This window comes from Flavobacterium sp. N2820, from assembly GCF_025947285.1.
GTDB lineage: Bacteria > Bacteroidota > Bacteroidia > Flavobacteriales > Flavobacteriaceae > Flavobacterium.
In genome coordinates, this window is the sequence record NZ_CP110008.1 from 38,567 (window position 1) to 59,502 (window position 20,936).

Sequence of the window (20,936 nt, forward strand, 5' to 3'; positions counted from 1 at the left end):
ATTGCAATAATGAAAACAGATATTAGAAATAGAAAAGATATTGAACTTTTAGTCAATACATTTTACGATAAAATAAAAACAGATGCAGTTATAGGTTTTCTGTTTACCGAAATTGCTAAAGTGAATTGGGAAATCCATTTGCCAAGAATGTACGATTTTTGGGAAAACATACTTTTTTTCACCGGAAATTACAACGGAAGTCCAATGCAAGTGCATAAAGATTTACACAACAAATATCCAATGAAACCTGAACATTTTGAACATTGGGTAATCTTATTTACCAAAACAGTTGATGAGTTATTTGAAGGTGAAAAAGCTACTGAAATTAAAGAAAGAGCACTCAATATTGCCAACGTTATCATGTATAAATCATTAAGTTAATATATCTTTATTAATAATTATCATAGCAAGCATATAAACAAAAAGCGTAAACTAGTAAAGTCTACGCTTTTTACCTTTATAAAAGATGAATTTATAATTGTTTTCTATTTTGGAAGCAAAACGTCTCCAATTACATGGATTATTCCGTTAGATGTTTCAATTGTAGCAACAATTTCAGATCCATTAACAAACGTTTTTTCTCCTTGTTTGGTAATTTTTACTTTCCCACCATATACCATATCAAATTCTTGACCATCTTGCATATATTCGACTTTCAACGAACCTACATAGGTGTGATAACCTAAAATGTTTTCTAAATCGCCTTTTTTATCTGGTTTTAATAAACCTTCTACAGTTCCAGCAGGTAATTTATCAAATGCGGCGTTAGTTGGCGCAAATACAGTAAAAGGTCCAGCATTACTTAAAGAGGTTGCTAATCCTGCAGCTTTTACTGCTGTGACCAATGTGGTGTGATCTTTACTCCCGGCAGCGGTTTGTACAATGTTTGGATTTGATGTCGCATCAACTACATTTTCTTGTCCTCCGGAAGGTATTTCAGTAGTCTCTGATGTTGATTCTGATGTCGTTTCTTCACCCTGTTTGCATCCAAAGGTGATCAGTAAACTAGCTAACAATAAAGTTTTAATGGAATTTTTCATATTTGTATAAATTTATATATACAAAGTACCTGATTATCTGATGATTATTTTATGCGTAGAATCATAAAAAATACTTTTTATCCTTTTTTTGTAAAAAAAGTTGTCCATAAAATACTTGCAAAAAGAAGTATGGCAATCCCAAATAAACTCTCGTTTATAAAAGGGATTAAAGTGTAGCTTAATGATGCAACCCCTTGAATTCCTAGAACTACTTCATTTAAAATAACTCCAAGACTAAATAGAAAAAGTCCTAAAGTGGTTTTTTTATTTATTACTACAAAATCATTTGTATAAACGTAAAACAGAAGAAATAGCGAAATGATAGCTAATAAAATCAAATGTAAATAGGCAATCACAATTGGTCGAAAGCCAAAAGCTAATTCACTTACAGCAGGGGCAGTTGAACCTAATTGTAATAAAAATTTTACACTTAAAGCCAAACTGATAAAAATAATCAAATATTTTAAATATCCCGGAAGATTAACAAAGATGGATTTATTCTCTTTAATAATAGTTTTAAACAATAAATACCAAATAATTACTTGAACAACAGCAGAAATGGCAGTTATAATATAAATCCAAAGAGGTAAATCTAACCAAAGCGTTGATAAAAAATAACCCGCAATACACGACCAAAAGAAAAGTATAAATGATTGAGAATAAATACGATTTGAACTAGTTGTTATTTTTAAATAATCCAATAATAATCCCATACAAGCAAAGAAAAACCAGCCGTTATATTGAAAATGTAAATAATAATAAATAGAAGCCAAATATTCATTCTGATGAATGTTTTTAGTTGCCATCATGTAAGCCAAAGCAAAAGTACCTAAGGACGAAATCACATTAAAAAACAAAGCAGCTTTGAACCATTTTATCGCTACAGAAGATGTTTCGAGGTGTTTACAATCTTTAAAGAAAACATAGGCAAACCAATAAGAAACAAAAATTGAAAGAGTTGAAAAAGCTATAGAAATAGCGCCATATCCCTGAATGATAAAGGAAATCAGCATAACATAAGAGCAAATTAAATTTCCAATCAATACAAGATTGTATTTCTTAAACGCAATTTTTTGCAGTGTATCGTTTTTTTGTAAAAAAGCAATCAGAAGGGTCATTAAAGTATGTGTAACCCAACCAGCAAAAGCAAAATGAGAATGCGAATGTTGTAAACTTTTTTGATCAAGAAGTGGAAATTCAAAGAGAATCTTGTAACGCATTAAAAGTCCTAATAATGCAACAAGCATCAGATTAAAAATCGAAAATCGAATCCAAAAAGTTGTTTTAAACGGCATCAGTAATATAATTTGTGATTAATAATTTCCACTTTATTCGTTTTGCTCATTCTTGAAAGTTCTCGAATTACTGTTTCCACTCGTAAACCTGTAAAATTAGCAATTTCCTGTCTTGTAAAAGCAACCAATTCTTTATTTGAACAATCGAGATTTTTATGCGCATTTAAGAAAGCTAAAATTCGAAACTCAGGTTTTTGGTTTACTATGTCTTTTGTAGTTCTGGCTTTGGTGTGTATTCTAGTTGCCATTAAATTCAAGAATTGTTTTTGAATAAAGGGATACTCCTCTAAAATCTTTAAGAACTTCTCCTTTGATATTTTTATTATTTTAGAATCTTTGAAAGCTAATGCAGTAGAAGGATAGACTTCATTAATAAACAAAGGTGGTTCGCCAAAACTTTGACCATTTTTAAAATACCCTTGAGTAAATTCTTTTCCTTCTTCATTTGAATTAAACATTCTTACGCAACCTTCAATGATTTGGTAATAGAAATTAGCAGATTCCTCTTCATGGAAAATAATTTCATTTTTCTTATACTCTTTGGCTATAGCACCCCAAGTAAATAATAAATCTAAATCTATCTGCATAAAGTAGTTATATTGTAGGCTTTAATTCTTTTAGATAAAGCACAAATTAATCTCAATAAAATTAAACAAAATATGACTGAAATCATATTAAACGCTTATTTATTTCATTTAAATTTGTACTATGAAGCAATTACTAGTCATACTAACCCTTTTAATGTTTTTAAAGCCAATACTTCCGGTTTTTGAATACTTGGTTAATTATGATTATATTGTTAATGAACTTTGTGAAAATAAATTGAAACCTGAACTAAAATGTAATGGTAAGTGTCATTTAACAAAAGAATTAGCCAAAGCTTCAGAAGGTAATTTAAAAAATTCTTCTGATAAAAAAATAAATTTCGAACAAACCGAAATTGTATTTTTTCAAGAAATTAAACCTATTGATATTAGACAAATTTATTTTTTAAATAAAACTTCTATTGGTAACAATTATTCTAACTTATACTTTCACTTGAATGATTGTGCCTTCTTTCATCCGCCTACATTTATTTCTTAATTAAATATTGGATTTTGTTAGTTCAATTTTCTGAATTAACCCACTCAACTTATATCATAATTTATCTGAATAAAATGATTTCAGATATAATTACAATCACTTTAATTAAAAAAAATGAAAACTTCAATAAAATATATTGTAGCGTTATTTGCTATGGCCATAACTTTTGTGTCTTGTTCAAACGATGATGAAACTATTGTAAATGAATTAGACGGAATCACTAAATTTAAAGAAATTACAAACGATACTCATACAATAGAATTGTATTCTCAAATGGGAAGTTTAGAACAAGGATACAATGAAATTAGCTTAAGAATAAAAGAAAACACAAGTAGTACTTACATCAACAATGCAGAAGTGAGTTGGACACCATTAATGCATATGACTTCAATGACGCATTCTTGTCCGTATTCTGCGGTGGAAAAAGTTACTGAAAACGGGACATTGTACGAAGGATATATTATGTTCCAAATGGCGCAAAACACAACTGAATATTGGGATTTAAAAATAGATTACACCATTAACGGTATTGATTATACAGCTACTGATGTAATTGATGTCCCTGCTACAGTAAAGCGTAAAGTAAATACATTCACGGGTTCAGATGGAACTAAATATTTAGTTGCTTTAATTGATCCAAATTCGCCAAAAGTAGCAATCAACGATATGAAAATAGGGGTATGGAAAATGCAAAATATGATGACTTTCCCTATTGTAGATGGTTATACTGTAAAAATAGATCCTAGAATGCCAAGTATGGGAAATCATTCTTCTCCAAATAATATTCACGCTACACAATCTATTTCTGGTGGATTGTATAATGGAAAATTATCGCTAACAATGACTGGTTATTGGAAAATAAATCTACAATTAGCTAATGCAGATGGAACTGTTTTGAAAGGTGAAGAAATCACTGAAACATTAACATCAAGTAGTATTTTCTTCGAAATTGAGTTTTAATTTTTATCTCTAAAAAAGGTTGTTAAAATCTTTTATTAATGACCTTTTTCAAATTCTTTATATCATGAAAAAATTATTTGTATTTTTTCTATCACTTTCGTTTTGTTTTGCTCTTAGTCAAGAAGTGGATTCTATTAAAATCAAAGAGCTCAAAGAAGTTTTAGTAGTGGGAACAAAATCGACTTTGCATGAAAAGCAAACCAAAATTCTAGCCACTTTAGACGAATTGTTACAAAAATCAAGCAAAGTAGATTTAATCAAAAGAGGCGCTTATGCTTGGGAACCTATTATCAATGGAATGGCTACAGAACGTACAGTGATAACCATTGATGGAATGCGGATCTTTGGCGCTTGTACCGATAAAATGGACCCTGTGACTTCCTATGTCGAAGTTTCTAATTTATCAGAAGCTACGATTTCATCAGGGCAACAAGGCAGTAGTCATGGAAATACGATTGGAGGTTCGATTGATTTAAAAAGAAGCCAACGCCAATTTACTAATGCAGGTTGGGAATTCTTTGTCAACTCAGGTTATGAATCGAATAACCGTCAAAAAATCATTGGTTCGGCCATCAATTATGCGGATAGTTTATTTTATGTTGATACTGATGTCATGTTTCGAGATGCCGAAAATTATAGAGCGGGAAACAATAAAGAAATTGAGTTTTCACAATTCAGAAAATTGAATTTATCCGCTACTTCTGGCTATCGATTGGCACCCAATAAAAACATTGAAGCTTCAGTAATTTTTGATAGAGCTACGGATGTCGGTTATCCTGCGTTGCCAATGGATGTTTCTCTAGCGGAAGCTTTAATTGCTTCAGTAAAATTCAATTACAAACCTAATTTGGAGCAAATTGATAATTGGGAAACCAAACTTTATTTCAATACAATTACGCACACTATGGACGACACTAAACGTCCTGATGTTCCTATTCACATGGATATGCCAGGTTGGAGTGATACCTATGGCTTTTATTCGAAAGTAAATGGAAAATATAAAAAACATCATTTTTTAGCCACTTTGAATTCGTTTTACAATCGTTCCGTTGCCGAAATGACGATGTATCCGTCCAATCCAAACGAAAATTTAATGTTCATGTACACTTGGCCTGATGTTCGTACGTTGTATTCTGGAATTTATATGGAAGATAATTTTGAAATCAATTGCCATTCTAATTTGAAAGTGACTACAAATTTAGGGTTTCATAATAACAATGTTGCGAGTGATTTCGGTTTACAAAGTTTACAGATTTTTTATCCTGAAATGGAAGCTTCAAATTCTCGATTCCTAAAAAGTATTTCGACTAATTATTTCTATAACAAAGAAGGAATTTCGTATGGATTCGGAATGGGATATGGGGAACGTGCTCCATCGGTTTCTGAAGGTTATGGGTTTTACTTATACAACAGTTTTGACGGATTTGATTACATTGGTAACCCTAATTTAAAAAATGAGAAATCATTGGAAGGAAATGCCAATATTGGATTCAAAAACGAAAAATGGAATACCAAATTATCGGCTTCTTATTTTCATATTTATGATTATATCATAGGAATTCCAGATGCTTCGGTTGCACCCATGACAATTGGAGCCAATGGAATTAAAGTGTATACGGCTTTAGATTACGCTACTATTTTTTCTTCCGATTTTACCGTAAGTTATCAAATTTCAGACGCATGGATTTGGAAAGGACAATTCGTATATAACTTAGGAAAGGACAATAAATTCAACGGATTACCTTTTATGAGTCCATTTAATTATATGGCTTCTTTAGGATTTAGGCCTAGAAAATTCAGTTTGGAATTGCAAGTAAAAGGAAATGCAAAGCAAACCGAATACAATGCTTTTTATGGAGAAGATAAAACGCCAAATTATGCGATTATAAATGTTAATTGTGGTTATAAATTTATCTTCGAGAAGTCAAAATTAATGCTAAATACAGGTATTGAAAACATATTTGACACTTACTACACTACATATACAGATTGGAAAAACCTGCCTAGAATGGGACGAAATGTCTTTATGAATTTGATGTTTCAGTTTTAAAAAATACTATTGCTTAGAAGAATTGGTTTTATAGTGATTTCAAGAAAGTTTCTCCTGATTTAATTCCTAAAGCTAATTCTTCTAAATTCGTAGTTTCTAGCATGCGCGCTAATTCATCTCGAATACTTTTAAATTTATCATGTACTGGACAAGGATGATTTTCAGAACATTGTGATAAACCTAAGCCACAGCCATGAAATACTGCGTCTCCGTCAATTGCATTAACAATTTCTACTAGAAAAGTTTTTTTAATTCTTTTTTTAGGAATATAAAATCCACCATTTACACCTTTTACGGATTCAATAATTTCTGCTTTAACTAGTATTTGTAAAATTTTGGCAGTAAATGCTTGTGGCGAATCGATTTCTTTAGCAATATCAACAAAACCTACCTTTTTTTCTTCTAAGGAATGTTTGGCAATAAATATGGTAGCTCTTATAGCATAATTACATGATTTTGAAAACATAATCGGCTGTTAATTATAAAATTAAGTGCCAAATATACAATGTAATTAGTATTAATAGGATGATTTTTATCATCACTTTTTCAATTAAACATTCTTTAATAAGGAAAATCGAATTTGTTTTTTTTCCAAGATTTGACAAACAAATACACTATAAAAGTCCCCATACTTAAAAATAAAATAGTTCCAAATATAATAAATAGTAAAACCCAATTTTCACTTGAACTACTCATTTTACTAAAGCTTTCCGAAGTTAATCCTGCTTGCCAAATCGCACGATGAATTCCCATCCCAATCAATGAACTCAGAAAAAGGAAGAGTGTACCTTGTACTAACCAAAAGGTAATGGTACCAAATTGTTTCCATTTACTGTTATTAAAAGTAGGTTTTATGAAATAAAAGGCAGCAGCAATGATAATCATGGTGTTAATTCCAATGGTGGTTCCCATCGCATGAGCCACTGTAATGTGTGTTCCGTGTGTGAACAAGTTAATCGCGGGAATTGACATAAATAGCGCAAGTGATAAGTTTATGGTAACCCAATAATCAGCAGCCATTAAAAATCGGTAAGGAAAGAAATAATAAAACTGCTTGTTTTCCTTTATTTGTTTGCTCCATTTATAAAAAATTCGAATCAAGATAATCCATTCAGTCATACTCACGGCATAGGCAATGTAATGAATGAATTTTTCGGTTGGAAGCAAGTAAATATGATGTCCCCAATTGAACATCAAATTAAGCATTCCTAAAAAATACATCGCAAATGATAGTTTTTGGTAGGACGATTTTTCGTCGCCACTAATTTTTTCCATCAAGTAAAATGCAACACCATAAATGATTTGATTTATAGCACCCACGAGCGAACCATTTACTTTCCACTGAATGGTCATATCGGCAATAAAATGCTCTCTGAAATAAGGAAAAATCCACAAATAATTTTCAATGAAAGTAAAAATAAAGAATACCAATCCGGTTAGCCACATCCAATAATATACAGGCCATTTTACTTTAAATCCAATTTGATGAATATAGAACACCAAGAAGACAATGAAAGAGATAAAAATAGGCAAAGCCCACACTGGATTGAATTCCCAATATTCTCTTCCTCCAAAATCACCTGTAAAGTAACTGTAGAAAATCCCAGTTAAAGCAATTATCCAAAGCGTAAAATGAATGTATTGTAGAAAGGTACCAAACTGTGAAGTTCTTTTTTTCTGAATGATTAAAGTTAAAAAACCTAAGCCCGCTGTTATGATGCCTAAATAGGCACTACTCACATGAAGTGGTCGAAGCGATAAAAATCCCATTACACCCGATTTTGGTTCGGTTATTCTGTAGCTTTCGGAAGCTAAATGTCCAAAAAAAAGTCCTGCTAACAATAATAACAAGGCGATTCTGATGAGCCAAATTCCAATATTTCTCATTTCTTTTCTAAGCTAAAAGTTCCTAGTATTTCAGGCTGATAATCCTGCGGATTTGAAGTTCCCGATTGATCTACATTTTTTAAAAATTGCAAAAGGGCGTTCATTTCCTCTTCCGATATTTCAAAGGCTGGCATTTGCTTAACACCTGATTTTACTATTGCTCTAATGTAATATTCGTTATTGCCACTTCTGGAATATACATTCGTTAAATCGGGACCCAAATAACCGCCTAAACCATACAATTGATGACAAGTATGACAGTTGTGTTTCTGCCAAACCAATCTACCTTCGGCTACTAAATTAAGTTCTTTTTCAGAATAAGGACTTGGACTAAAAAGTGGAATAGCATAAATCCAAACACTAAACGCTATGAAACAAACGAAAAGCACCAAAAAAATGCGTTTTGGATGGGCAAATAGGTTCAGCATTACGAAATAGTTTTTTCTTTTTTAACCGATTTTACGCGGTATCTTTTGGGTAAACAATCTTTTAAAATGATTTCTGCGGTTTGAATTAGATTATAAGTTTCACATAAAAAAGGATGTGAATTATAATTTTTGAATTTCATTTTGAAGCGTTTGCTCATCTCGGTGACCATTTCATATACTTTTTCAGTGTTTTTGGTATTGGCATACAAAGAATCGTATTTCATGAAATGTTGCAGTTGGTTTTTAAATTGCAAAACTTCGTCATGATGAATGTTTTTATAACGAATAGGGATAATTTCAACCTTATTCATTTTAATAGTATCCATTAGAGAAATCAAATGATTAGCCGAATCATGCGCATAAACAATCGCTTCCAATAGTGAATTAGAAGCCAATCGGTTCGAGCCATGAAGTCCCGTGTGCGAACATTCTCCAATGGCGAACAATTGTTTGATAGAAGTAGCTCCCATTTCATTCACCACAATTCCGCCACATTGATAATGCGCTGCAGGAGTTATCGGAATTAAATCTTTGGAAACATCAATTCCGTTTTCAAAGCAATAGTTGTAAACCTTTGGAAATTTTGTTTTAAACGTTTCTAACGGTAAATGTCTTACGTCGAGCCAAACGTGTTTAGAATGTTCTTTCTTCATTTCGTCAGAAATGGCTTTCGAAACAATATCTCGAGTTGCTAATTCACCATCAGGATGATATTCGAAAACAAAACGCTCCATTTTATGATTTAAAATATGAGCTCCAAATCCTCGAATCGCTTCGGTGATTAAGAACGCCTGACTTTTATTAGGTTCGTAAAGTGCTGTGGGATGAAATTGAATATGTTTCATTTTTTCCAATTTAGCGCCCGCTCGATATGCCATCGCCACACCATCTCCAGTAGAAACAAACGGATTAGAAGTAACGCTAAACACTTGTCCCGATCCACCAGTTGCTAAAACAGTTGCTTTTGCTACGATGGAAGTCACTTCACTTTTTTCATCAAATCCAATGATTCCGATGCATTTTTGATCATCTAGCAAAACATCTGTGGCAAAAAAAGAAGTTCTTATGGTAACATTCGCCAAATTTTGAACGACTTGAATCAACTTGGTTTCAATTTCTAATCCTGTTTTGTCTTTGTGATGTACAATACGATTTTGAGAATGGCCGCCTTCTAATCCTAAATCCAATTCGCCTGAATTATTCTTATCTAATTCCACGCCCCATTGAATCAATTCTTGCAATCGGGCAGGAGCTTCTGTAATCACATGTTCGACTACTTTTTTATCGCAAATGCCTTTTCCTGCAAGTAAGGTGTCTTGAATATGTTGTTGGTAACTGTCTTTGATAAAGTCGTGTACTACGGCAATTCCGCCTTGAGCGTAATAGGTATTGCACTCGTCAATGGAAGTTTTGCTAAGTAAGGTGATTTGTAGGTTTGGATTTTGTTCACTGAGATATTTCGCTAGAGATAATCCTGCTAATCCTGTGCCTACTATTAATATATCTGTTTCTAAATTTTGCATGATGTTTTAGTTTAGCGCTAACATTCTTTGAATAGGAAGTAAAGCTTTTTCGATGATTTCGTTATCCAAATGTACTTCTGGACTTTCATCTTGTAAACATTGATAGAGTTTTTCTAAGGTGTTGACTTTCATAAACGCACACTCACTGCACGCACACGTATTGTCTTCTTTTGAAGGCGCTGGAATTAATGTTTTGGTTGGATTATCCAATTGCATTTGGTGTAAAATTCCCGCTTCTGTGGCTACGATAAAAGTGTCATTCGAACTAGTTTTTACATGATTCAGCATTCCCGAAGTGGAACCAATGTAGTGTGCTACTTTTAAAATATGCGTTTCCGATTCAGGATGAGCAATGATGGTAGCGGTTGGATGTTTTTTATATAAGTCGATTAATTTTTCTAAGGAAAACGCTTCGTGAACAATGCAAGAGCCTTCCCATAAAACCATATCTCTTCCAGTTTGTGCGATTAAATATTTGCCTAAATTTTTATCGGGAGCAAACACAATGGGTTGGTCTTCTGGAATGGAAGCAATCACTTTTTTAGCATTGGAAGAAGTACAAACTATATCGGTTAAAGTTTTCACTTCGGCTGTGCAATTGATGTATGTTACAACGGTATGATTTGGATATTTTTCTAAAAAGGCTTTGAATTCATCGTGTGTACATCCATCGGCAAGTGAACATCCTGCTTTTACATCAGGAACGATTACTTTTTTATTAGGATTGACAATTTTAGCTGTTTCTGCCATAAAATACACTCCTGCAAAAACAATAATATCAGCATCAACTTGAGATGCTTTTCTTGATAATTCAAGACTATCACCTACAAAATCCGCTATTTCTTGAATAGCTTCTTCTTGATAATAATGGGCGAGAATAACTGCATTTTTTTCTTTCTTTAGAGCAAGAATCTTTTCTTTTAAATACGTAATCGTTTTCATTAAAGGATGTTTTTATCTTCTATATAAGTAAATTTTTTAAAGCTTAAGAAAAGTCTCTCCAGTATTGAATTCACTAATTAAATCAAGAAGGGAAGTCTCTCTAAGGGTTTTTTTCAAATTTTCACGTAATGGCTTATATTTATGATGAAATGGACAAGGTTGTTTGTCGGAACAATCATGAAGTCCTAAACTGCATCGGTCAAATAAGTCATTTCCGTCGATAGCTTTTACCAGCTGGTCTAATTTTATTTGTTTCAATTGTGCTTTTTCAATTTCAAATCCACCACCATTTCCTTTAATCGATTTTATGATGTCGGCTTTTACTAAACGCTGTAATATTTTAGCTGTAAAAGGTTCTGGCGATTCAATTTTTCTAGCAATATCCCGAATACCACAACGTTTACCTGCAGACGATTCTGAGGCAATGTAAATTGTAGCTCGTATGGCATATTCACAGGTTTTCGAAAACATATTTAAAATTTACACAAAGTTAGGGATTTTAAATCATCGAAATATGATTTTAGTCATATTCTGATGGATATCCTTTTCCGAAATTGATTGCGAATCGGGTAGTGGTACAATCGTATTTTGATAATTTCTAAAATTTTGAATGTAAAAGTTTTTATCGTACCCTAATTCCAATAAAACGTTTTGCATTGCTGCAATATCTTCTGGATTAAATAGCGAAGAATGATAAGTAGTTCGGACTTCAAATGGAATGGAACTCGCTTGAAGCAATTTGAAGCAACTTATAAATTGAGTAAAAAAATCAGATTTAGTAATTGTATAGAATTTTTCTTTCGGACCTTTAAAATCCAAAGCCACATAATCGATGAGTTGTTCTTCTATTAGTTTTTCGAGTACTTTGGGCTGACTTCCATTTGTATCCACTTTAATTAAAAAACCTAAACTTTTCACTAATTTGATAAATAGAATAATGTCTTTGTGAATCAAACATTCTCCACCGCTAAAAACTACAGCATCCAACAAATTTCTTCTCGATTTTAAAAACGAAACAATTTCGGAAAAGTAAAAAGAACCTTTTCCGAAAACTATTTCGGGATTGTAACAATAATCACATTTCATATTACACCCTGCAAACCATAAGATACAAGCCGATTTATCGGGATAATCTAATAGGGTGAAGGGTGTAAAACTATGAATGGCTTTTTTGTTTAGAAAATTAAGATTTACATTCTCTAAAGTGGGTTCGTTGTTTGTGTTCACCTTTTTTTCCAATATTAAAACTTTCTACGGGTCTGTGATAGCCCATTACTCGTGTATAAACCAAACATTTGGTTCTTTTTTCATTGTGTTGAAGCAAAGCTTCAGTGGTTTGTGTTTGCATAAGAGGTTGTATTTAAGGTTGCTAATAATTCTTCATCGCATTTAGGACAATATTCGTGTTCGCCATTCAAATAGCCATGTTTTGGACAAACGCTGAAAACTGGAGTCACCGTGATATATGGCAATTTAAAATTCGTAATTACTTTTTTAATGAAATTACGACACGCTTCTACCGAACTCAATTTTTCGTTCATGTATAGGTGTAAAACCGTTCCTCCAGTGTACTGACATTGTAAATTATCTTGTAATAACAAAGCTTCAAACGGATCTTCGGTGTAATCTACGGGCAATTGCGAACTGTTCGTGTAGTAAATATTTTCGCCTTCACCCGCTTGAATAATATCGGAATACCGTTTTTTATCTTCTTTGGCAAAACGATAGGTTGTACCTTCTGCCGGAGTAGCTTCTAAGTTGTATAAATTGCCTGTTTCTTCTTGATAAGCTCTCATTTTGGTTCGGATGTGTTCCAAAATTTCAGTTGCGAATGCCATTCCGTAATCCGAAACAATGTCTTCTTTTCCGTCGGTGAAATTTTGAATCATTTCGTTAATTCCGTTCACACCAATTGTAGAGAAGTGGTTTCTAAAGTGTGGTAAATAACGTTTGGTATATGGAAATAATCCTCTATCATACATTTCCTGAATGAAAACGCGTTTTTTCTCTAAAGTTGCTTTCGAAATTTCTAACAAACGATCTAAATCGGAATATAATTTGGCTTTATTGCCTTTGTTCAAATAACCTAATCGCGCCATATTAATAGTTACGACACCGATACTTCCGGTCATTTCCGCACTTCCGAATAAGCCATTTCCTCTTTTTAATAATTCGCGTAAATCGAGTTGTAAACGGCAGCACATACTTCGTACGGCATTCGGTTTGTAGGCATTTGGATTTTCAACTTTATTGCCGTTTTCATCATATGTATATTGACTACCAATGAAATTTTGGAAGTAAGACGAACCAATTTTTGCGGTATTTTCAAAAAGAATATCGGTGTTTTCTCCGTACCAATCAAACTCTTCGGTAATATTAACCGTTGGAATAGGGAAGGTGAACGGTTGTCCATGAGCATCGCCTTCGGTCATAACGGTATAATAGGCTTTGTTGATGAGATTCATTTCTTTTTGGAAATGTTCGTAACGCATTTCGGTTATGTCTGAAGCGCCTCTTTCTTGGGCTCTTTTTATGAAATCTTCTGAAGTGATTCCTTTGAAAAGGTGTTGTTCGTTTCGTGTTGGGATTTGCTCTTTCAAATCATCCGGAACTACCCAATCTAAAGTAATATTCGTGAACGGCGATTGTCCCCAACGTGCTGGAACATTCAAGTTGTAGACGAAACTTCGAATCGCTTTTAAAACATCTTCATACGATAAATTATCTTTGAAAACATAAGGAGCTAAATAGGTGTCAAACGAACTAAACGCTTGAGCACCTGCCCATTCGCTTTGTAATATTCCTAAAAAATTGGCCATTTGCCCTAATGCTTCTCTAAAATGATTAGGTGGTCTGCTTTCCACTCTGCCTCGAACACCATTAAAACCTTCATTTAATAAAACACGTAAACTCCAACCCGCACAATAACCCGTTAAGCAATCTAAGTCGTGAATGTGAATATCGCCATTACGATGTGCGTAGCCTTCTTCTTTAGAATAGACTTTGTCTAACCAATAATTCGCAATGATTTTTCCTGCGACATTATTCACTAAACCTGCGTTGGAATACGAAGTATTAGCGTTGGCATTGATGCGCCAATCGGTTTGGTTGGTGTATTCTTCTATGGTTTGGGTACTGTCAACATAAGTGGTGTCATCATTCAAGCCTAATACGTGTTCGCGTTGAAGTTTTCGAGTATGACGAAACAACATGAAAGAACGCATTACTTCATAATGTCCATATTCGTAAAGTGTTTTTTCAATTTTATCTTGAATGTCTTCTACTGCCCAAGTGTCTTGATGAGACAACAATTGGAACACCGTTTCAATAACTTTTAGGTTTAAAGTTTCGCTTACACTGGCAAAAGCTTTTCTAATGGCTTCTTCTATTTTGAAAGGTTCAAAGGGTAAATACGTGCCATTTCGTTTGATTACAAATTTGTCCATATTGCAGAATTTTATTGTGGTATGGAGCAAATTTAGATATTAAAAAGACTTTTTAGTCTTGTTTGAATAAATAGTAATCAACAATTTAATGGTAATTATTGTTAATAAGTTGTTTTGTAAATAATTATTTATAATCCACTCATAATTGTAAACGAATATATTTTGCTATTTAAAAAAAGATGAAGTAAATTGATTCTATAAATGATCAAAAAATAGATAGTTTAGTTATTGGTTGTCTGTTGATTTGGCTCAATAATTAATTTTTGAAAATATTTATTTTTATTAATATGGTTTACGGTTTTCCGTAAAATTTATTGAAACCCTTTATTTACTTTAGCTACCGAAGGTACCCCCGTAAAAATACCTGGTTTGAAAATCAGGTATTTTTACGGGTTGTTTAGCACCTTTTTTTTTCTTATGTTTGGAAGTAAGTTTTTTATGACAATGATTAATCGGAATCCAGAACAAATCTTTCGAGATGAAAAAGATAAGTAGTTGTTTGTTAGCTATAGTGCGATACAAAATAAGATGTAAATTGACTTAGCATATAGAGTAGCAAAAATATTCAGCAGATTAAAAGCCATTTTAATGATTTATAAAAAATAATACGCAACAATAGTTGAGCATATCTACCCCAAAACAGCTAGCTATGTTCAACTAAATAGTATAAAAATGAGCATATAAATAAGTTAGCTGTGATTTTACCGAAACACTGTTCCAAACCTCACAGAAAAACAATTTGAACTTTACAGAAAAACATTATCATTAAAACTGTTTTAATTTTGTCAAATAACTTTAAAATAAAATAAAAATGGCAAAGACAGTAATTATCACAGGTGGAACAACAGGTATTGGCAAAGCAACAGCTCTACATTTTGCAAAAAATGGATACAATGTTGTTATTACAAGTAGAAATGCGAACAAAGAAACGGAAGTTTTGGAAGAATTTAAAAAAGAAGGTGCAGAGGTAACTTTCTTTCCTTTAGATGTAACGCGTGAAGAACAAGTTAAAAACGTAATTGACAAAACGGTTGAAAAATTTGGAAAATTAGATTCTATCGTTAACAATTCAGGAGTTTCTTTAGGAAATGCTTTATTGGCTGATACAGAATCGGACGAACTGAAACAAATGCTGGAAACTAATGTAATGGGTGTTTATTACGGAATGAAACACGCCATTAATGCAATGTTGAAAACAGGTGGCGGAACTATCGTAAACCTTGCTTCCATAGCAGGTTTGAATGGATTAGTAAGCACGGCTCAATACAACGCTTCTAAACACGCCGTTGTTGGTTTAACCAAAGGTGGTGCATTGGATTACGCTACCAAAAATATTCGTATAAATGCAGTTGCACCAGGAGCAATTAAAACCGATATTTTGAAAAATGCAATTGCTTCGGGAACTTATGATGTTTCGGGAATTGAAGCATTGCACCCAATGAAACGTTTAGGTGAACCGGAAGATATTGCAAAAGGAATTTTCTTTTTGGCTTCAGACGAAAATCCTTTTATGACGGGAACTGTATTGAGTATTGACGGTGGCTATAATGCAAAATAAACAAAATAAATAAATCCCTAAATTGGCTGTCTAAAAAGAGACAGCCTTTTCTATTTAAAAAATTAATAAAAATGGATATAATGCAAAACACTATAAATTGGTATAACGGAGAAATATTTGAGGGAAAATTTATCCTCGGATTTGGATTTTTCTTAATCTTAGCGGCTTTACTATTTTACTTTTTAGGGAATACGCCAACCGCAAAAGCATTGCTGATTCCAATGTTGGTTATAGGTATATTTTTTTCTATAACAGGTGCAAATATGATTCGTTCCAACGGAAAACAAAAGCAAGAAATTGCGAAAAAATATGAGCAAAACCCAAAAGAATTTATAAATGCCGAAATTAAACGTGTAGATGATTTTCAATATTTATACCCAATGTCTATCGCTATTAGTTTGGCTTGTTTTCTCATAGCCATTGCCCTGCTTTATCTTACACAAAATGTCCATTTAAAAGCAATCGCCATTTCATTAATATTATTCGGAATGGCTTTTGCCGTAATCGATTATTTTTCAAAAGAAAGAGCGACAATTTATTACGAACAATTAAAATCATAATTCTGAAATAATGATTGAAGATAGAACTCTAATTAATATTTTGTTTTCTTGCACATCGCAAGAGAAAAAAAATTTTGAACCTTTTGTTCAAGACCACGCTTTGGTCTGTGTTCTAAATGGAAAAATGATAATTAACGACGGCATAGAAACCTTTCAGTATAACAAAGGCGATATTGGTTTTGTATCAAAAAATCAATTAGTAAAAACCCAAAAAATCCCTCAAGACAATAAACCCTTTATGAGTATCAGCATTTTTTTACCCAAAGAAACGTTGTATAATTATTCAAAAGAACACCATATTTTACCAAAAGGAAATTATTTAGGAAAACCTAATTTTATATTTCAACCCGACCCATTTTTAAAAGGGTTTTTCGATTCTATGCTTCCTTATTTTGAAAATCAAGAGGCACTCACCAATAATTTAGCGACTATTAAAACTTTTGAGATTATTGAACTTTTGCTTCGGTATACCACAATTCAAAATTTACTTTTCAATTTTGAAGACGATTTTAAAATTGACTTGGAAGCGTATATGAACAAAAATTATATGCACAATATTCCGTTGGCGCAATTTGCAAAACTCACAGGTAGGAGTATTTCAACATTTAAAAGAGATTTCCAAGAAATTTTCAATCAAACCCCTAACAAATGGCTTATCAAAAAGCGATTAGATTTAGCCCACTTTTTAATATCAAAACAAGGCAAAAAGCCCAATGAAATTTATGACGATGTAGGTTTTATAAATTTCTCTCATTTTTCAAGAAGTTTCAAAGCAGAATTTGGAATAAACCCTTCAGAAATAGAAAAAAACCACAGCTAACAGGCGTTTGGCAAGATTGCGAATTTTGTAGTAAATACACGTTTATTTCTCGCAAGAAATTTTATCTTTGATAGAAAATAATCAGTTCCGAAGTTCGCAACCTCGCCAAGCGCCGGAACGTTGTGCGACATTGCAAAACAGAAATACTCTTAACAAATTAAGTAAAAATTATGGCATTAGACTTTTCAGAAATATTAGTAGTAGGTGTGTCTTCAAGAGCCTTATTTAATCTTGAAAAAGAGAATGAAATTTTCAAAAAAGAAAATATTGTAGGCTTTAGAAAATATCAATTAGAACACGAGGATGAATTACTTGAAAAAGGTACAGCTTTTCCATTAATTCAAGCATTATTAAAATTAAATGACTACGTTGACCCGAAAAAACCAATAGTGGAAGTTGTTGTAATGTCAAGGAATAGTCCTGAAACGGGAGTAAGAGTATTAAAAGCTATTAAACACTATAATTTACCTTTGACAAGATGGGCTTTTTCTGGAGGTGAACCTTTATCACCTTTTTTAGATGCTTTTGATGTTGACTTATTTCTTTCTAAAGATGAAAAAGAAGTTCAAAAAGTAATTGATAATTCGAATTGTGCGACAGCTTTAATTTACGATGCTCCTTTGGACTACAATCCTGAAACAGAACGTGTCAAGTTTGCATTTGACGCTGATGCGGTTGTTTTTTCAGAAGAATCCGAACTAATTTATAAAACTCAAGATTTACAAGCGTTCCATAAACACGAAGAGGAAAATGAAGATGTTCCTTTAAACGGTGGTCCTTTTGCTGAATTACTTAAAAAGTTGTCTAAAATTCAAGAAAAACTTCCAATGACTATTGAATTGACTCCATTACGAATTGCAATTGTTACGGCAAGAAATGCTCCAAGTCATATGAGAGTAATCAAAACTTTAAGACATTGGGGTGTATATGTAGACGAAGCATACTTTATGGGAGGTTTGTCAAAAGAGAATGTATTAAAAGCTTTTGGAGCACACATTTTCTTTGATGACCAAGAAATTCATTTAGATGGTTCGAGAAAAGTTGTACCCTGTGGTAAGGTACTATATAAATCGAATTCTCCAATGAAAAAATACGACCAAAGAATTATAACAGAAAAGTTACAAGAAAAGGAAATTGAAGCAAAAGAAGTTAAAGAATCTGAAAATATTTAAAGCAACGATCACACAACAGCGGTTTGGCGATATGCTATAAGCGAAACTACAAATTAATAAAAGACTAACGAATGAGACAATCATTACTTGACCTTATAGAGAAAACAATTGTTTACCAATATGACTTGCCAAATACAACAGCAGGAATATCAAAGACTATTGTTTCAGTTGACAATGACCAATGTTTCAAATCAATAGACAAAAACGACTTCACCGAAATTATTTATAACTCCATATTAGAATATTCATTTAATGAATTTGAAATTGAAAACAAGGACTATGACAAATTACACTACATAGCCTTACAAAAAAGATTAAAATATAATCCAGATTTAGATCTTGACCAAAAAGTAAAATATGGCTTTTTAGGAGAAGTAGTTTTGTTTAGTGTGTTGTATGTTTTATTTAAGTCTCAACCTTTGATTGCGAGAGGATACTTTTATAATCCATTAGAAAATTCAGAAACAAAAGGGTATGATTCTTACCATTTGATTGAAAACAATAATCAAACGGAACTTTGGTTTGGAGAAGTTAAATTTCATAAAAAATATAAAACTGGAATTGATAGTATATTTAAAAATATTGACAAAGCTATTTCGGACGATTATTTGAAAACAAATGTATTTGCAATTTCAAACCAAATTAATAATCTCCATTATAAAGGTTCTAAAATTGAAACAGTCATAAAAGACTGGGAAGAAAACCCATATTTATCTATAATTGACGAGCTTAAGCAACATAACATGAAACTGGTTTATCCAGTAATGTTATTGTACGAAGAAAACGATTTAGGATATGATGATAGCATTAAAAATATTCCAAAATATATTCAAGAAAAATACACAGCGAATACTTTCAGTATAACAGTTGACTATTCTATTTTTTTTATTTTGGTTCCAATGAAAGATGTAAAATTAATTAAACAAGAAGTAATCAAATGGATAGAATTGAAGAAACCACTAATGTCCTAAGACAAATCAATAAATTCAATTCAAAAGAAATATCTGATGATATTCTTATTAAATTCGTATGCGATTATTTCAACGAAATAAAAAATGACACATTAAATCAATCTGACTTAAAATTTCTAAAATACATTTCAAATGTTGCAGGAATACCACATTATTTTGACATCTTGAATAGCCAATTCAATCAAGAAACAGAAATAGAAGAATATAATTTAAACACTTTTTCCTCATTGCTTTACGAAAGTACTTTACACACAGCTGAGAATTCAAAAGTCCATAAATATCAAATGGAAATTATGGATTTGTTTCAAACAGGAAAATTGAATAGATATTTTTTATCAGCAAGTACTTCGTTTGGTAAAACACATATTGTTTTTGAAATCATTAAAAAAATGGACTACAAAAACGTAGTTCTAATTTTTCCAACTATTGCGTTACTTTCTGAAAATCTCGAAAAGTTAATATCCCATGATAACTATGAATATTTTAGAGGAAAATATAAAATTCACACTTTAAGTGAAGTAACCGAATTTGAAGAAAATAATTTATTTATTTACACACCTGAACGGTTTTTATCTTTCAAAGAAAAAAATCCTACTAGTATAACATTTAATTTTGCCTTTGTTGATGAGATTTATAAAATTGACAACGAATATTTGCTTGATGAAGAAGTAAAAGAAAATGAAAGAGATGTTGCATATCGTTTATCTGTGTTTTATGCATTAGAAAATAATGTTGATGTTCTCTTAGCTGGTCCATATATTGATTTTTATGATTCTCAAAAAACAGGATATAATTCTTCATTTGATAAATTTCTTACTCAAAACGAAATTGAATTAAAAAATTACAATCAATATGAAATTGTAAGCAAATCATATGAAGATATTAAGTCTAAAAAGCATATTGATGTTGATAAATATTTAGAATTTGATTTTGAGACCAATAAGAAGAAGGATAAATTAATTGAAATTGTAAAAAAAATAAATGATATAAATGAGAATACAATCATTTATTGTTCGACAAGAAATTACACAGAATCATACGCTACAACACTTTTAGAGTCAGATGTTTTCAACAATCATTCAGACAATGATTATTCAGACTTTATAAAACATATATCTAAAAATTTCAGCAAAGATTGGACAATAATAAATGCATTGCAAAAAGGAATTGGTGTTCATCACGGTTTAATACCAAAGTAAAT

At 31.9% G+C, this 20,936-nt stretch carries 22 protein-coding genes; 10 read left to right on the top strand and 12 right to left on the bottom strand.

Annotated features, from left to right (window positions below; genetic code table 11):
• The first annotated feature begins 9 nt into the window (after positions 1–9).
• Positions 10–381, top strand: coding sequence for a group III truncated hemoglobin (locus tag OLM52_RS00230; protein ID WP_264549158.1), 372 nt, complete (start codon positions 10–12; stop codon positions 379–381).
• A gap of 104 nt (positions 382–485) precedes the next feature.
• Here OLM52_RS00230 and OLM52_RS00235 read toward each other — a convergent pair whose 3' ends face one another.
• The 3 genes from OLM52_RS00235 to OLM52_RS00245 all read right to left on the bottom strand — a co-directional run bounded on the left by OLM52_RS00235 (position 486) and on the right by OLM52_RS00245 (position 2,922).
• The gene (locus OLM52_RS00235; protein ID WP_264549159.1) at positions 486–1,040 is read right to left on the bottom strand and encodes a fasciclin domain-containing protein; all 555 of its coding nucleotides are present in this window, start codon (positions 1,038–1,040) and stop codon (positions 486–488) included.
• A gap of 77 nt (positions 1,041–1,117) precedes the next feature.
• Positions 1,118–2,335 (bottom strand): hypothetical protein, encoded by a 1,218-nt coding sequence (locus tag OLM52_RS00240; protein ID WP_264549160.1) that lies wholly within the window; start codon positions 2,333–2,335, stop codon positions 1,118–1,120.
• Positions 2,335–2,922, bottom strand: a complete 588-nt coding sequence (locus OLM52_RS00245; protein WP_264549161.1) for a Crp/Fnr family transcriptional regulator — start codon at positions 2,920–2,922, stop codon at positions 2,335–2,337. Before OLM52_RS00245 ends, OLM52_RS00240 begins: the two co-directional genes overlap by 1 nt.
• A gap of 121 nt (positions 2,923–3,043) precedes the next feature.
• On the opposite strand from OLM52_RS00245, the gene OLM52_RS00250 reads away from it, so the two are divergent.
• The 3 genes from OLM52_RS00250 (at position 3,044) to OLM52_RS00260 (ending at position 6,428) form a co-directional block, all read left to right on the top strand.
• Positions 3,044–3,418, top strand: a complete 375-nt coding sequence (locus OLM52_RS00250) for a hypothetical protein (RefSeq protein WP_264549162.1) — start codon at positions 3,044–3,046, stop codon at positions 3,416–3,418.
• 114 nt (positions 3,419–3,532) lie between these two features.
• Entirely contained in the window at positions 3,533–4,378 is an 846-nt protein-coding gene (locus OLM52_RS00255) for a hypothetical protein (RefSeq protein WP_264549163.1), read from the top strand.
• Positions 4,379–4,442: 64 nt separating this feature from the next.
• On the top strand, positions 4,443–6,428 hold the full coding sequence (locus tag OLM52_RS00260) for a TonB-dependent receptor (RefSeq protein WP_264549164.1): 1,986 nt from the start codon (positions 4,443–4,445) through the stop codon (positions 6,426–6,428).
• 28 nt (positions 6,429–6,456) lie between these two features.
• Here the strand turns inward: OLM52_RS00260 and OLM52_RS00265 are convergent, their stop codons facing one another.
• The 9 genes from OLM52_RS00265 to OLM52_RS00305 form a co-directional block, all read right to left on the bottom strand.
• Positions 6,457–6,894 carry an RrF2 family transcriptional regulator gene (locus OLM52_RS00265; protein WP_264549165.1) on the bottom strand — a complete coding sequence of 146 codons (438 nt, stop codon included), beginning with the start codon at positions 6,892–6,894 and terminating at the stop codon, positions 6,457–6,459.
• A gap of 95 nt (positions 6,895–6,989) precedes the next feature.
• Positions 6,990–8,315: a cbb3-type cytochrome c oxidase subunit I gene (locus OLM52_RS00270; RefSeq protein ID WP_264549166.1), complete on the bottom strand. Its 1,326-nt coding sequence runs from the start codon at positions 8,313–8,315 to the stop codon at positions 6,990–6,992.
• Complete coding sequence (locus tag OLM52_RS00275; protein WP_264369703.1) at positions 8,312–8,743, bottom strand: c-type cytochrome; 432 nt, start codon at positions 8,741–8,743, stop codon at positions 8,312–8,314. Before OLM52_RS00275 ends, OLM52_RS00270 begins: the two co-directional genes overlap by 4 nt.
• Positions 8,743–10,266, bottom strand: a complete 1,524-nt coding sequence (gene nadB, locus OLM52_RS00280) for an L-aspartate oxidase (protein ID WP_264549167.1) — start codon at positions 10,264–10,266, stop codon at positions 8,743–8,745. Before nadB ends, OLM52_RS00275 begins: the two co-directional genes overlap by 1 nt.
• Positions 10,267–10,272: 6 nt before the next feature.
• Positions 10,273–11,208, bottom strand: a complete 936-nt coding sequence (nadA, locus tag OLM52_RS00285) for a quinolinate synthase NadA (protein ID WP_264549168.1) — start codon at positions 11,206–11,208, stop codon at positions 10,273–10,275.
• Between the two features lie 36 nt (positions 11,209–11,244).
• Positions 11,245–11,679 carry an RrF2 family transcriptional regulator gene (locus OLM52_RS00290; RefSeq protein ID WP_264549169.1) on the bottom strand — a complete coding sequence of 145 codons (435 nt, stop codon included), beginning with the start codon at positions 11,677–11,679 and terminating at the stop codon, positions 11,245–11,247.
• 33 nt (positions 11,680–11,712) lie between these two features.
• Positions 11,713–12,435 (bottom strand): anaerobic ribonucleoside-triphosphate reductase activating protein, encoded by a 723-nt coding sequence (locus OLM52_RS00295; protein WP_264549170.1) that lies wholly within the window; start codon positions 12,433–12,435, stop codon positions 11,713–11,715.
• Positions 12,392–12,556: an anaerobic ribonucleoside-triphosphate reductase gene (gene nrdD / locus OLM52_RS00300; RefSeq protein ID WP_111567273.1), complete on the bottom strand. Its 165-nt coding sequence runs from the start codon at positions 12,554–12,556 to the stop codon at positions 12,392–12,394. The genes OLM52_RS00295 and nrdD overlap by 44 nt, the downstream gene beginning before the upstream one ends.
• Positions 12,537–14,654 carry a ribonucleoside triphosphate reductase gene (locus OLM52_RS00305; protein WP_264549171.1) on the bottom strand — a complete coding sequence of 706 codons (2,118 nt, stop codon included), beginning with the start codon at positions 14,652–14,654 and terminating at the stop codon, positions 12,537–12,539. The genes nrdD and OLM52_RS00305 overlap by 20 nt, the downstream gene beginning before the upstream one ends.
• Positions 14,655–15,465: 811 nt before the next feature.
• On the opposite strand from OLM52_RS00305, the gene OLM52_RS00310 reads away from it, so the two are divergent.
• The 6 genes from OLM52_RS00310 to OLM52_RS00335 all read left to right on the top strand — a co-directional run bounded on the left by OLM52_RS00310 (position 15,466) and on the right by OLM52_RS00335 (position 20,934).
• Complete coding sequence (locus tag OLM52_RS00310) at positions 15,466–16,212, top strand: SDR family NAD(P)-dependent oxidoreductase (RefSeq protein ID WP_111409092.1); 747 nt, start codon at positions 15,466–15,468, stop codon at positions 16,210–16,212.
• An 80-nt stretch (positions 16,213–16,292) separates the two neighbouring features.
• A complete protein-coding gene (locus OLM52_RS00315; RefSeq protein ID WP_264549172.1) occupies positions 16,293–16,772 on the top strand; it encodes a manganese efflux pump in 480 nt (159 codons plus the stop codon).
• A 10-nt stretch (positions 16,773–16,782) separates the two neighbouring features.
• Complete coding sequence (locus tag OLM52_RS00320; protein WP_264549173.1) at positions 16,783–17,592, top strand: helix-turn-helix domain-containing protein; 810 nt, start codon at positions 16,783–16,785, stop codon at positions 17,590–17,592.
• A 170-nt stretch (positions 17,593–17,762) separates the two neighbouring features.
• Complete coding sequence (locus OLM52_RS00325; RefSeq protein WP_264549174.1) at positions 17,763–18,764, top strand: 5'-nucleotidase; 1,002 nt, start codon at positions 17,763–17,765, stop codon at positions 18,762–18,764.
• A 71-nt stretch (positions 18,765–18,835) separates the two neighbouring features.
• Positions 18,836–19,735, top strand: coding sequence for a DUF1837 domain-containing protein (locus OLM52_RS00330; RefSeq protein ID WP_264549175.1), 900 nt, complete (start codon positions 18,836–18,838; stop codon positions 19,733–19,735).
• On the top strand, positions 19,702–20,934 hold the full coding sequence (locus tag OLM52_RS00335; RefSeq protein ID WP_264549176.1) for a DEAD/DEAH box helicase: 1,233 nt from the start codon (positions 19,702–19,704) through the stop codon (positions 20,932–20,934). The genes OLM52_RS00330 and OLM52_RS00335 overlap by 34 nt, the downstream gene beginning before the upstream one ends.
• Positions 20,935–20,936: the final 2 nt, after the last annotated feature.